Here is a 13,449-nt window from a genome sequence, read left to right as displayed (position 1 = left end):
AGGGCGCCCTGTGGCGCCCTTGTCTGTTACGGCAAGATCTCTTGCTGATCCGCACCTTCTTTTTCCACCTGGGTCGGCAGCATGTGCTCCCGCTTGACCCCGAAGAACATGGCAGAGGCACTCGCCACATAGATGGAGGAGTAGGTCCCGAAGGCCACCCCTATCACCATGGCGATGGCAAAACCGTGGATCAGCGGGCCGCCCTTGAGCAGCAGCGCCACCACCACCACGAAGGTCAACCCCGAGGTGATGATGGTCCGGCTCAGGGTCTCGGTCATGGAGAGATCCATGATCTCGGCGGTATCACCCCGGCGCACCTTGCGGAAGTTCTCCCGCACCCGGTCGAACACGACGATCGTATCGTTCAGGGAGTAACCCACCAGCGTCATCAACGCCGCCAGCACGGTCAGGTCGAACTCGTACTGGAAATAGGCGAAGATGCCGAGGGTGATGATCACGTCGTGCGCCAGAGAGAGGATACCCCCCATCGCCAGACGCCACTCGAAGCGCACCGCCACATAGGCCAGGATACAGAGGATGGAGGCCAGCATGGCCAGGGCACCGTCTGTCGCCAGCTCGTCACCGACCGAAGGACCGACGAACTCGACCCGCTTGAGCACGGCGCTCTCGTCGATCAGCTTGGCGGCCGCCAGCACCTCGTTGCCCTGCTGCTCGACCTTGACCCCATCTTTCGGAGCCATGCGCACCAGCACGTCGCGGCTGGAGCCGAAGAATTGCAGGGTCGCCCCTTCAATCTTCTGCTCGTCCAGCGCCTCATGCATCTTGTCCAGGCTCACCGATTGCTGGAAGCCCACCTCGATGGTGGTCCCCCCGGTGAAGTCCAGACCCCAGTTCAAACCGCGATCGAACAGACAGAACAGGGCGAGCATCGTCAGCAAGGCAGAGAACACCATTCCCGACTTGGCGAAGCGCATGAAGGGGATGGGCTTTTCAAAATGTAGAATCTGAAACATGTCTCTTCCTTAGATCGGCAGCTTGTCGATGCGCCGTCCGCCCCAGGCCAGGTTGATGATGGCGCGGGATACCGTGATGGCCGTAAACATGGAGGCGGTCAGACCGATGCCCAGCGTCAGGGCGAAGCCCTTGATGGCGCCGGTGCCGATGCCAAACAGGATCACACAGGTGATGAGCGAGGTGACGTTCGAGTCGGCGATGGTCGAGAAGGCGCGGTCAAAGCCCATGTGGATGGCTTGCTGCACGCCGCGGCCGTTACGGATCTCTTCACGAATACGTTCGTAGATCAGCACATTCGCATCCACTGCCATACCCAGCGTCAGCACGATACCGGCAATACCCGGCAGGGTCATGGTGGCCCCCGGTATCATAGACATGATGCCGACGATCAGCACCAGGTTCATGGAGAGAGCCAGGTTGGCCACCCAACCGAATGCACGGTAGTAGATCCCCATGAACAGCACGATCACCAGCATGGCCCAGCCGATGGCTTCCATCCCGCTGTCGATGTTCTGCTGACCCAGGCTCGGGCCTATGGTGCGCTCTTCGACGATCTGGATGGGGGCTATCAGGGCACCGGCACGCAGCAGCAGCGCCAGGTTGTGTGCTTCGTTGGCGTTGTCGATGCCGGTGATGCGGAACTGGCTGCCAAGACGCGACTGGATGGTGGCGACGTTGATCACCTCCTCCTGTTTGCGGAACTTGCGCTTGCCGTCCGGACCAGGTTGACCGACCGGCTTGTACTCAATGAAGACGGTGGCCATGCCCTTACCAACGTTGTCCTTGGTAAAGTTGGCCATCTTGTTGCCACCCTGGCCATCGAGCTTGATGTTGACCTGGGGACGACTGTATTCATCGAAACCGGACTGGGCACCCACGATGTGGTCACCGGTCAGGATCACGCGCTTTTGCAGCACCACGGGACGACCGTTGCGATCGTTGTAGACCTTGGAGCTCGGCGGCACCCGACCTGCGGCCGCGGCCTGGATGTCGGCGGCCTCATCGACCATGTGGAACTCCAGGGTCGCAGTGGCACCCAGGATCTCCTTGGCACGGGCGGTGTCCTGGATACCGGGCAGCTCCACCACGATGCGCTCGGCACCCTGCTGTTGTACCAGCGGCTCGGCCACACCCAGTTCGTTCACCCGGTTACGGATGATGGTGATGTTCTGCTCGAGGGCGTACTTCTTCACTTCCTTGATCTTGGCTTCACTCAGGCCAGCCAGCAGGATGAAGTCATCCCCTTTCTGCTCTGTGGTGAAGGTGAGATCTGGATTCTGCCGACGCAGGAAGGCGGCGGCCTTGGCCTGATCGGCCTCCTCGCGGAACACCACCTGCACCTGATCACCCACCCGGCGCACGCCGGAGTAACGGATCTTCTGGGTGCGCAGCTCGGAGCGGAAATCCTGCACCATCTGCTCTTGCTGCTTGGTCAGCGCCTCGGCCATGTCCACTTCCATCAGGAAGTGCACGCCACCGCGCAGATCCAGACCCAGCTTGAGGGGAGCGGCGCCGATGGCTTCGAGCCAGGCAGGAGTGGAAGGTGCCAGGTTGAGGGCGGTAATGAAGTTGTCGCCCAGCTTGTTGGCGACAACGTCACGTGCCTTGAGCTGGTCTTCGGTATTGGTGAACCGGATCAGAATGAAACCGTGTTCGAACGCAGCATGTTTGACCGGGATCTGAGCCGCTTCGAGCGTCTCCTTCACCTGATCGAGCGTCTCTAGTTTGACTTCGGCACCACGGCTGGCAGAGACCTGCAAGGCCGGGTCTTCGCCGTAAAGATTGGGGGCTGCATATAGAAAACCGATGGCGATCACGACGATCACCATCAGGTATTTCCACAGCGGATAGCGATTTAACACGCTGTGCTCCTCGGGAGATTAAAGGGACTGGATAGAACCCTTGGGCAGAACGGCAGAGACGAAATCACGCTTGATGGTGACTTGAGTCTGATCGTTCAGGGCCAGCACGATGTAGTCGCTATCGACGGACACCTTGGCAATCTTGCCGACCAGGCCACCGGAGGTGAGCACTTCGTCACCCTTGGCCAGGGAGCTCATCAGATCGCGATGAGTCTTGGCGCGCTTGGCCTGGGGACGGTAGATCATGAAATAGAAGATGAGGCCAAACACGGCCAGCATGATGATCATTTCCATGCCACCACCCTGTGCACCCGGAGCTGCGCCTTCTGCATACGCCTTGGAGATAATGCTCATTTAACAACCTCTTATTGATGTGGATTTGAAAACTAACTTATATGTCGTTGTTATTTCACGTCATTTTCAGTTAACGGAGGCACGGGCTTCCCTTGCCGACGGTAAAACTCAGTTACAAAGTCGTCTAATTTACCCTGCTCGATCGCGTCCCGCAAACCCTGCATCACACGCTGGTAATAACGCAGGTTATGAATGGTATTCAGACGGGCACCGAGGATCTCGTTGCACTTGTCCAGATGGTACAAATAGCTGCGGGTGTAGTTCTTGCAGGTGTAGCAATCGCAGTCGGCATCCAGGGTGCTGGTGTCTTCGCGATACTTGGCGTTGCGGATCTTGACCACCCCGTCGGTGGTGAACAGATGGCCGTTGCGGGCGTTGCGGGTCGGCATCACGCAATCGAACATGTCGATGCCGCGGCGCACCCCTTCCACCAGATCCTCCGGCTTGCCCACCCCCATCAGGTAGCGCGGCTTGTCGGCCGGGATCTTCGGGCAGACGTGATCCAGGATGCGGTGCATGTCCTCCTTGGGCTCGCCCACCGCCAGACCGCCTACCGCATAGCCGTCGAAGCCGATCTCCAGCAGACCGTCGAGGGAGACATCCCGCAGCGGCTCGTAGACGGAACCCTGAATGATGCCGAACAGGGCGTTCTTGTTGCCCAGTGCATCAAACTTGTCGCGGGAGCGCTTGGCCCAGCGCAGGGACATCTCCATGGACTTGCGCGCCTCTTCGTAGGTCGCCGGATAGGGTGTGCACTCGTCGAAGATCATCACGATGTCGGAGCCCAGATCGTACTGGATCTCCATGGATTTCTCGGGGTCGAGGAAGATCTTCTCGCCGTTGATGGGATGACGGAAGTGCACACCGGCCTCGGTGATCTTGCGAATGTGCCCCAGGCTGAACACCTGGAAACCACCGGAGTCGGTCAGGATGGGGCCCTGCCAGTTCATGAAATCATGCAGATCCCCGTGGGCGCGCATCACCGCCTGACCCGGCCGCAGCCAGAGGTGGAAGGTGTTGCCAAGCAGGATCTGGGCGCCGGTCTCGCGCACCTCTTCCGGGGTCATCCCCTTGACGGTGCCGTAGGTACCGACCGGCATGAAGGCCGGGGTCTGGACCACACCGCGCTCGAATACCAGCTGACCGCGACGGGCGCGACCATCTGTGGTTTTCAGTTCAAATTTCATTGCTACCTCGATTCAGTCAGAGAAACAGTCTGACAACGGAGGGCCCCATGGGCCCGATACAAGAAACCGGCCAGGATCCTGACAAGACCTCCCTGAACGGCTTCTGAAGGCGGAGGCTTATGCCTCAACCTGGCGACGGGTGACAAACATGGCGTCCCCGTAGCTGAAGAAACGGTACTGATCTTCCACTGCAGCCTGATAGGCCGCCATCACGTTGTCGTACCCCGCGAAGGCGCTGACCAGCATGATCAGGGTGGATTCGGGCAGGTGGAAGTTGGTGACCATGGCATCGACCACCTGGAACTGGTAACCCGGGAAGATGAAGATGTCGGTGTCGCTGAAGAAGGGCGCCAGCGGCTTGCCCTGGGCCAGGGTCACCCTGGCCGCGCTCTCGAGGGATCGCACCGAAGTGGTGCCCACCGCAACCACGCGACCACCGCGGGCACGGGTCGCGGCTATGGCGTCCACCACCTCCTGCGGCACTTCGGCATATTCCGAATGCATGTGGTGATCTTCAATCTTCTCCACCCGTACCGGCTGGAAGGTGCCCGCCCCCACGTGCAGGGTGACGAAGGCTGTTTCAACCCCTTTGGCACGAATTTTCTCGAGCAGCGGCTCGTCGAAGTGCAGACCGGCGGTCGGCGCCGCCACGGCGCCCGGCTTCTGGTTGTAGACGGTCTGGTAGCGCTCCTTGTCGGCGTCCTCGTCGGGACGGTCGATATAGGGGGGCAGCGGCATGTGGCCGATGGCTTCCAGGATCTCCAGCACGGGGCGCGGGTCCAGGAAGTGGATCTCGAACAGGGCATCGTGGCGGGCGCGCATCTCGGCCTCCACCTTCTCCCCATCGGGGGCGCCATCGAGGATGAGGCGGGTTCCGGGCTTGGGAGACTTGGAAGAGCGGACATGGGCCAGCACGCTGTGCTCGTCCAGGATGCGCTCCACCAGCACCTCCAGCTTGCCGCCGCTGGCCTTCTGGCCAAACATGCGCGCCGGAATGACCCGGGTGTTGTTGAACACCAGCAGGTCGCCCGGGTTGAGCTGGTCCAGCACATCCACAAATTGACCGTGGCGCAGGGCGCCGCTTTGACCATCGAGCTGCAACAGGCGGCTGGCGGTGCGCTCTGCCATCGGATAGCGGGCAATCAGCTCGTCTGGCAGATCAAAATGAAAATCGGATACTTGCATCTTTCACCTCGGGGGAATCGGCGGCTAGTCTAGTTATCCCCCTCTTCCAAGGCAACCCAAAAGACCAAAAACCCAAGGCCGGCAAGGGATAGCGCTCTTTTTGCGAGCCTGGGGGCCCCTTGGCGCACCGACACGGACACTTGGGCGTCAATTTGTACCCCGCCGTACCAACAACCCCTGGGTTAATGATTCTTTAATGAACTGTATTGACCCTGATCAGGTTCCAAGGCCAGGAGCTGAGCTAGGGTGAGATCAGAAACACAAGGAGGCCCACCATGATGACCCTGACTGAAATCATGACCGAACACCCCTTCACCCTGGGGCCGCAGAACAGCGTCAAGCAGGCGATGGAGCTGATGCAGCAGGAGCAGATCCGCCACATCCCCATCGTCGACGAGCACCTGCATCTGCTGGGGCTGGTCACCCTCTCCGACATCCTGGCAACCCGCGACTCCAAGCTGCTGCTCATCAATCCGGAGCGGGAGGCGGAATTCACCGACAGCGTCCAGCTCGACGAGATCATGACCCGCCAGGTGGCGAGCGTGGATCCCCACGCCGGCATCAAGGAAGCGGCCCTCTACCTGCAGCGCCACAAATATGGCTGCCTGCCGGTGGTGCGGGGACGCAAGCTGGTGGGCATCGTCACGGAGTCGGACTTCATCACTGTCGCCATCAATCTGCTGGAACTGATGGAGGAGCAGGAGCCGCCCTCCGATTTTTGATCACAAAAAACTGTAATTAAATTACAATAAAAGCGTTTTCAGCCTGATTAATCGGCTAAATAGCTGAAACACTTTCAGTTTGATTGAAAACTTACACCACAAACTTGCTTTGTGATCTTCATCACACTATGATGCTGTCCATGCAATGGTTGCCGAAGAGGAGATGAGGATTGTGCACCCGATGTCTTCTCTTCATATGTCTGCAAGTTTGCACACCCCGTAGTTAGTCTTTGCTGTAAAGCATTTTTATATCGCCATTCCTTGTTTGATGACCCGGCACTGTCTGTGCGACGGCGCCGGGATTTTTTTGCCCGTCTCTCACGCCCTCCCCCTCTGCCCGACGCACCTTCAACACTCCTCTCATCACCTCCGGCATAAAACAAGTTCCCATCCGGGACTTGAAAATGTGACATGGCGGACAGAAATTGAACTTCGACAATGAGTTATCTCTGAAGGCCTGAGATATTCATGTTAGGTACAGTTGCGATGGGCTATCTAATAAATAGATTTAAGTGATTCAAAATTGTGGCTTTGACCGATTAGCTAAAAGCCCTATGATGCCTCCATCGAAAGTTAAGCGCCTCGCCTGGCCAAGCACTTCACGACCAGACGGGCATATGTACATCACCAAGGAGCAAATACATGTCTACCTATATCAACACTGAAATCAAGCCGTTCAACGCTACCGCCTACCACAATGGCAAATTCGTTCAGGTGTCTGACGCTGACCTGAAAGGCAAGTGGTCCGTGGTGTTCTTCTACCCGGCTGACTTCACCTTCGTTTGCCCGACCGAGCTGGGCGACCTGGCTGACAACTACGCTGCCTTCAAGAAGCTGGGCGTCGAGATCTACGCCGTTTCTACCGACACCCACTTCACTCACAAGGCCTGGCACGACACTTCTGACACCATCAAGAAGATCCAGTACCCGATGATAGGCGACCCGACCGGCACCATCACCCGCAACTTCGGCGTGATGATCGAAGAAGCTGGCCTGGCTGACCGCGGTACCTTCGTCATCGACCCGCAAGGTGTCATCCAGATCGTTGAAATCAACGCTGGTGGCATCGGCCGTGACGCTCTGGAGCTGCTGCGCAAGGTCAAAGCTGCCCAGTACGTTGCCGCTCACCCGGGTGAAGTGTGCCCGGCCAAATGGCAAGAAGGCGATGCCACCCTGGCCCCGTCCCTGGATCTGGTAGGCAAAATCTAAGCCTCCTGCTCTCCAAGACCGGCCCACTCAAGGGCCGGTCTGCTTTCTGGCCCAGCGCTTCCTGTATTCACTGTTTTTTGCATCCAGTGCTTTCTGTATTCATTAATAGTGCCGACCGCCATAACAAGAAGGAATTCGACCATGTTAGATACCAACCTCAAACAACAACTCAACGGTTACTTGCAGTACATCGTCAATCCCATCGAGATCAGCGTGTCCGGCAATGACAGCGACAAATCCGCAGAGCTCCTGGCATTGGCCAACGAGATAGCAGAGATGTCCCCCAAGATTTCCATGACCGATGGCACTGCCGCCCGCAAGCCTTCCATGAGCGTGGCGCCACAAGGCCAGGCACCGCGCGTGCATTTTGCCGGCATCCCCATGGGTCATGAATTTACCTCCCTGGTGCTCGCCCTGCTGCAAAGCGGCGGCCACCCCTCCAAGGCCGATCCGGCCGTGTTGGAGCAGGTCAGGAACCTCAAGGGCGAGTTCCACTTCGAGACCTATATCTCCCTCTCCTGCCACAACTGCCCGGACGTGGTACAGGCCCTGAACCTGATGGCCACCCTGAACCCCGGCATCACCCACACCATGATCGACGGTGCCCTGTTCCAGGACGAGGTGAACGAGCGCCAGATCATGGCGGTCCCGAACGTCTACCTGAACGGCCAGCCGTTCAGCCAGGGTCGCACCTCCCTGGAAGAGATCATTGCCAAGCTCGATACCGGCGCGGCAGAGCGCAAGGCGCAAGAGCTGAGCGAAAAGGCCCCCTACGACGTGCTGGTAGTGGGCGGTGGCCCGGCTGGCGCCGCAGCGGCCATCTATGCAGCTCGTAAAGGCATTCGCACCGCCATCGTCGCCGAGCGCTTCGGCGGTCAGGTGATGGACACCGTCGGCATCGAGAACTTCATCTCCGTGCCCTACACCGAGGGCCCCAAGCTGGCCGCGAGCCTGGAGCAGCACGTCAAGCAGTACGGCGTGGAAGTGATCACCGAACAGCGTGCTGCCGCCATCAGCAAGGATGGCTACGTGAACGTGGATCTTGCCTCCGGTGCCACCTTGAAGAGCCGTGCCGTGATCCTGGCGACCGGTGCCCGCTGGCGCGACCTGAACGTGCCGGGCGAGCTCGAGTACCGCACCAAGGGCGTGGCCTACTGCCCCCACTGCGACGGTCCCTTCTTCAAGGGCAAGCGGGTGGCGGTGATAGGTGGTGGTAACTCCGGTATCGAGGCGGCCATCGATCTGGCTGGTATCGTCGAACACGTCACCGTGGTGGAATTCGCCGACACTCTGCGCGCCGACGAGGTGTTGCAGAAGAAGGCCCGCTCCATGGGCAACATCGACATCATCATGAGCGCCCGCACCACCGAAGTGATCGGTGACGGCAGCAAGGTGGTGGGCATGGATTACGAAGATCGTACCACAGGCGAGATCAAGCACCTGGCGGTGGCCGGCATCTTCGTGCAGATAGGTCTGGTACCGAACACCGAGTTCCTCAAGGGGAGCGAAGTTGCCCTGACCCGCTTCGGCGAGATCGAGATCGACACCAAGGGCGCCACCTCATTGCCCGGCGTCTACGCCGCAGGAGATGCCACCACTGTGCCGTTCAAGCAGATCATCATCTCCATGGGCGCCGGTGCCACCGCCGCCCTGGGGGCCTTCGATTACCTCATCCGCAATGCGGCGCCGGAAGCCGCTGCCGCCAAGGCCGATGCAGTGACCGCCTGACGGGCCCCACGCCCGACAAAAAGCCGACTCCCTGGAGTCGGCTTTTTTATGCGCGTCTTCGGGCTGGCTGCCTCAGCGAACCTGCGGCTCCTCCATCCCCTCCACATCCTCAACCTCGGGCGCGGCATAACTCGCGGGCACCGCCTCCCCTTCCAGATCCGTTCTCGGCTCCAGCTCGGCCGTCATCGGGGTATTGGGCGGCACCGGCATGAACACCTGGTGCTCAGCCAGGGGAATGGGCGCCCGCTGCCGCCTGCGCCAGCCCAGATAACCCGCCAGCAGGGCACCGCACAGGGCGAAGTAGATAAACAGCCCCTCTGGCCCGAACTGCACCATGACGAAGGGCGCCAACAGTGGCCCCGTCATGGCCCCCAGGCTGTAGGCGAGCAGCAGCCCCTGATTGGCCCCCAGCACCTGATCCGGGCGCAACTCGTCGCAGGCGTGGCTGAGACTCAGGGGGTAGATGGAGAACGCCATCCCCCCCAGCAGGAACACCAGGGCACCCGCGATCGGCTCGCGCCACGCCTCGGGCAGCAGCACCATCAGCAGGGCGAGCAGAGTCAGCGCCCCGCACAGCAGCAGGATCACCAGCCTCCTGTCATAACGATCTGACATCCGGCCTATGGGGTATTGCAGGCACATGCCCCCCAGGATCACCAGCGCCATCATGTCCGCCACCCGAGAGAGCGAGGCACCGCTGTCGGTAAAGTAGAGCGGCAGCAGGCCGTAAATGGCCCCGAGGATGAGGCCCGAGGTGAAGCTGCTGCCCATGCCCGCCGGGGTGAGCCGGACAAGCTCCAGCACCCCGACCGGCTGGGGTGCCACCATGGCCGGAGTGGGCACCCGGGAGAGGGCGAGCGGCACCACCGACAGGGTGGCGGCCATGGCGCACAGGGCAAAGGGGGTCAACACCATGGGATCCACCCACTTGAGCAACAACTGGCCCATGGCTAGGGAGCCATAGAGCAGGATCATGTAGAGGGACATCAGCCGCCCCCGGTTGGCCGGGGTGCTTGAGACCAGCATCCATGACTCCAGCACCACGAACAGGCCGCCGGTGGCAAAGCCTCCCAGCAGCCGCAGCGCCGCCCAAGCGATAGGGTCCACCACCATGCCGTGTAGCAGGAACAGGAAGCAGAGCAGGGAGGCGTAGGCCGCATAGGCCCGGATATGGCCCACCCGGATGATGAGGCGCGCATTGACGAAGGCCCCCAGCACCAGGCCGCCGAAGTAGGCGGCCGACACCAGGCCGATGGCCTGCACCGACACCTGCTCGGCAAAGAGGCGCACCGTCAGCAGGGTGTTGAACATGCCGTGGCCCAGAATGAAGATCACCAGGCTGGTCAGGGGTGACAGCAATCTCGTGAGTGTCATGGCACCTCCTCGTGACGAAAGGGTCATGGTAGCCTTTGTTTCTTGCCCGGTTCAACCCAATGGCCCAGGCCCTCCCGGGCTATTCTTAACGGGATCCCATCAAGGAGGTCATAGAGATGAGACTCATGCTGTTGTTGGCAACCCTGCTCTTCGCCGGGAGCGCCATCGCCTTCCACTGCCCCATAGACATGAAGAAGATTGATGATGCCCTGGCAACGAACCCCGCCCTCAGCGCCGAGCAACTGGCCGAGGTAAAACAGTTGAGAGCAGAAGGAGAGACCCTGCACAAGGCAGGCAAACATCAGGAATCCGTCGATACCCTGGCCAAAGCCATGGCCATCCTGGGCATCGACATGGAGTAAGGTCATGGTACCCCCTCGCGACAGTCTGCTTCACAGCCCACCCATGCGAGGTCCCAGGGTCATCACCAAGGCCCTCGTCGAGAACGACGAGGGCCTTGTCATGTCGGGAAGCCGGCCTCGGTCAGGCCGACACCCGACCACTGTAAACCAGGGTGCAATAGTTGAAGGAGATCCTGTCGTTGACCGCATGACGGCCAAATTCACGGCGGATCAGCGCCGTCATCTGCTCATGGGCCGGGGTGCCGACGGCGGGCGCATAGGAGGAGGAGTTGAGCCGCCCCAGCACGCCGTCCAGATCGAACAGCTGGCGGTTCTCGAAGCGATCGAGCCGATACTCCCCTTCGAAGAAGGCACGAAAATCGTGCTCGCCGAGGTTGCGATGATTGACCTCCTCGTAATCCCCCGAATAGGCGTGCAGCCCCTCCTCGTAAGCCTTGAGAAAATCGGTGTTCGTCAGCCGATCGTTCCAGATCAGGGCGACCCGGCCACCGGGTCTGAGCAGGCGCTGGCACTCCTGCCGAAAGGCCGCGCGATCGAACCAGTGAAACGCCTGGGCAACCGTGATCAGATCCACCGAGCCCGTCGGTAGGCCGGTGGCCTCCGCACTGCCGTGGGACCAACCTATGTTGCCCATATCCGCCAGCAGCCGTCTGGCGGCGCCACGCATCTCATCGTTGGGCTCTACCGCCCAGACCCGCGCCACCCGGGGGGCGAGCAGGGTGGTCAGAATGCCGGTGCCCGCCCCTATGTCGGCCACCTGGGCCTCGGGCACCATGGCAAGCTCGTCAGCCAGAAAGTCCAGCATGGCCGCTGGATAACCGGGGCGGTACTTCACATAAGCCTCGACCCGGGTCGAGAATCGCTGGGTACTGTCCATCGCGCACACCTCTCTTGTCAGTGACGGGCACCATCTGCCCGCATCCCGTTTCCCTTCCTGCCGCGTTGCACGCCAGACCGGGCGGGCCGGATCCCTATGCCACTACACTTGACGACATCATGCAACTCCCCGGCTGGCAACAGAGGGCGCCAGGTAGCAACCAATGGGGCAAGAGAAAGGGAGGGGCACAGGATGACAGCAACCGGCAGGAGCCACGAGATGATGACAACCGCAAAGAACAGGATCTGCCTCTGGTATGACGGGGATGCCGAGGAGGCGGCACGGTTTTACACAAGCCTCTTCCCCGACTCTGCCGTCGACGCCGTGCACCGCGCCCCGGCCGACTACTCCGCCGGCAAGGAAGGGGATGTGCTGACGGTCGAGTTCAGGGTGATGGGGATCCCCTGCCTCGGCCTTAACGGCGGGCCCGGGGTCAGCCACAACTGGGCCTTCTCGTTTCAAGTCGCAACGACGACCCAGGCCGAGACGGATCGCTACTGGCACGCCATCATCGAGAACGGCGGCCGGGCGAGCGAGTGCGGCTGGTGCCAGGACAGGTGGGGCATCTCCTGGCAGATCACCCCCCTCGCCCTCACCGAGGCGATCACCGATCCCGACCCCGAGGCTGCCAAGCGCGCCTTCGAGGCCATGATGCAGATGGGCAAGATTGATATTGCCGCCATCGAGGCGGCACGGCGTGGTTGAAGTGACCATAACCCTCGACATCTCGCTAATTGATCAAAAGCTAACACCGTGGGAGATTGTGCTGAAAAGACCCTACCAAAGGTACTGGTTGGAAGCTATTTCTCACTGCAGCCTGAGATAAATCCTGTTCGAAAGACTGGCAACTTTACGCAGGATTAACCCTTTTCTTCATCACCCCAGACCGAGACTGCTTTTCTGTCAGCAGCCTCGGTCTAAGATCCAGCACATGTATGGTCAATGAAACTGCACCTCCCATTTCCCGCTCTACACGTCTGGCTTCATCATCCAACAGCTCCTTGAGCTCTTCTAAGCCGATTCTTTCCCCGCTATCAGGATGATCCCAGTCCCGCACCTTGGACAAGGTGATAAGTAATGCACCGGATCGGCGAGTTTCAAGCGACAAGTATTTTTTTACCAATTGAGATTCGATCGTGTCACGCAGGTCTCGAGCCGAGCGATTATCACCAAGTTTCAACTCAATTACTGTCTCATATTCAGAAGCCGTCGAACGAAGGCGAATATCGGTCTCCTTTTCATCAGCGGTCACTGACTCTTGATCCACCTTATATATACCATTGGCTGCATGCTGTAACTCACGCGCGATTTCGCGGCGCATAATTCGCTCTTGATCAATTTGCGCCCATGCCTCTTGTGGCGAAACATCACTTTTTAGCAGTTCATCAAGGTCGACCAAACGGTCACGTAGCAAAGCAAACATTGCTGAGTTTGTTGTGAGTGGTGCTTCACCTTTTTTGTCAAGCTCAACACATTCCTGCTCATTTAATAAGACTGAGTCAGCTTCCTGAGCTAAGGAAGGTGCGAATAAGCGGGGAAATTCTTCTCGGCTGACTCAGTCATTTCATTTCTTCATGTTTTAGCCGATTTTTTGCTCCCGCAAATGCCTTGAAT

General features: G+C 59.7%; 13 protein-coding genes. 5 read left to right on the top strand and 8 right to left on the bottom strand.

Going from position 1 to position 13,449, the window contains the following annotated elements:
• Nucleotides 1–26: 26 nt before the first annotated feature.
• The 5 genes from secF to queA form a co-directional block, all read right to left on the bottom strand.
• On the bottom strand, nucleotides 27–974 hold the full coding sequence (secF, locus tag BN1127_RS18575) for a protein translocase subunit SecF (RefSeq protein WP_042650446.1): 948 nt from the start codon (nucleotides 972–974) through the stop codon (nucleotides 27–29).
• Between the two features lie 9 nt (nucleotides 975–983).
• Nucleotides 984–2,837 carry a protein translocase subunit SecD gene (gene secD / locus BN1127_RS18570; RefSeq protein ID WP_042650445.1) on the bottom strand — a complete coding sequence of 618 codons (1,854 nt, stop codon included), beginning with the start codon at nucleotides 2,835–2,837 and terminating at the stop codon, nucleotides 984–986.
• Nucleotides 2,838–2,855: 18 nt separating this feature from the next.
• Nucleotides 2,856–3,191: a preprotein translocase subunit YajC gene (yajC, locus tag BN1127_RS18565; protein WP_042650444.1), complete on the bottom strand. Its 336-nt coding sequence runs from the start codon at nucleotides 3,189–3,191 to the stop codon at nucleotides 2,856–2,858.
• A 50-nt stretch (nucleotides 3,192–3,241) separates the two neighbouring features.
• Nucleotides 3,242–4,378: a tRNA guanosine(34) transglycosylase Tgt gene (gene tgt / locus BN1127_RS18560; protein WP_042650443.1), complete on the bottom strand. Its 1,137-nt coding sequence runs from the start codon at nucleotides 4,376–4,378 to the stop codon at nucleotides 3,242–3,244.
• Between the two features lie 117 nt (nucleotides 4,379–4,495).
• Complete coding sequence (queA, locus tag BN1127_RS18555) at nucleotides 4,496–5,563, bottom strand: tRNA preQ1(34) S-adenosylmethionine ribosyltransferase-isomerase QueA (RefSeq protein WP_042650442.1); 1,068 nt, start codon at nucleotides 5,561–5,563, stop codon at nucleotides 4,496–4,498.
• Between the two features lie 275 nt (nucleotides 5,564–5,838).
• On the opposite strand from queA, the gene BN1127_RS18550 reads away from it, so the two are divergent.
• The 3 genes from BN1127_RS18550 (at nucleotide 5,839) to ahpF (ending at nucleotide 9,222) form a co-directional block, all read left to right on the top strand.
• Nucleotides 5,839–6,285, top strand: coding sequence for a CBS domain-containing protein (locus BN1127_RS18550; RefSeq protein WP_042650441.1), 447 nt, complete (start codon nucleotides 5,839–5,841; stop codon nucleotides 6,283–6,285).
• 642 nt (nucleotides 6,286–6,927) lie between these two features.
• The gene (gene ahpC / locus BN1127_RS18545) at nucleotides 6,928–7,494 is read left to right on the top strand and encodes an alkyl hydroperoxide reductase subunit C (RefSeq protein ID WP_005324327.1); all 567 of its coding nucleotides are present in this window, start codon (nucleotides 6,928–6,930) and stop codon (nucleotides 7,492–7,494) included.
• A gap of 141 nt (nucleotides 7,495–7,635) precedes the next feature.
• Nucleotides 7,636–9,222 (top strand): alkyl hydroperoxide reductase subunit F, encoded by a 1,587-nt coding sequence (gene ahpF / locus BN1127_RS18540; RefSeq protein WP_042650440.1) that lies wholly within the window; start codon nucleotides 7,636–7,638, stop codon nucleotides 9,220–9,222.
• 72 nt (nucleotides 9,223–9,294) lie between these two features.
• Here the strand turns inward: ahpF and BN1127_RS18535 are convergent, their stop codons facing one another.
• Complete coding sequence (locus BN1127_RS18535) at nucleotides 9,295–10,596, bottom strand: MFS transporter (RefSeq protein WP_042650439.1); 1,302 nt, start codon at nucleotides 10,594–10,596, stop codon at nucleotides 9,295–9,297.
• A gap of 116 nt (nucleotides 10,597–10,712) precedes the next feature.
• On the opposite strand from BN1127_RS18535, the gene BN1127_RS18530 reads away from it, so the two are divergent.
• Entirely contained in the window at nucleotides 10,713–10,958 is a 246-nt protein-coding gene (locus BN1127_RS18530) for a hypothetical protein (protein WP_042650438.1), read from the top strand.
• Between the two features lie 121 nt (nucleotides 10,959–11,079).
• Here the strand turns inward: BN1127_RS18530 and BN1127_RS18525 are convergent, their stop codons facing one another.
• Nucleotides 11,080–11,835: a class I SAM-dependent methyltransferase gene (locus BN1127_RS18525; protein ID WP_042650437.1), complete on the bottom strand. Its 756-nt coding sequence runs from the start codon at nucleotides 11,833–11,835 to the stop codon at nucleotides 11,080–11,082.
• 219 nt (nucleotides 11,836–12,054) lie between these two features.
• Between BN1127_RS18525 and BN1127_RS18520 the strand changes: the two genes are divergently transcribed.
• On the top strand, nucleotides 12,055–12,540 hold the full coding sequence (locus tag BN1127_RS18520) for a VOC family protein (protein ID WP_042650436.1): 486 nt from the start codon (nucleotides 12,055–12,057) through the stop codon (nucleotides 12,538–12,540).
• Between the two features lie 145 nt (nucleotides 12,541–12,685).
• Here BN1127_RS18520 and BN1127_RS18515 read toward each other — a convergent pair whose 3' ends face one another.
• Nucleotides 12,686–13,258, bottom strand: a complete 573-nt coding sequence (locus BN1127_RS18515; protein WP_042650435.1) for a hypothetical protein — start codon at nucleotides 13,256–13,258, stop codon at nucleotides 12,686–12,688.
• Between the last annotated feature and the right edge of the window lie 191 nt (nucleotides 13,259–13,449).

It is taken from the genome of Aeromonas media, from assembly GCF_000819985.1.
In the GTDB taxonomy this organism is placed as follows: Bacteria; Pseudomonadota; Gammaproteobacteria; order Enterobacterales; family Aeromonadaceae; genus Aeromonas; species Aeromonas media.
This window is presented reverse-complemented; position numbering and strand designations above follow the sequence as displayed.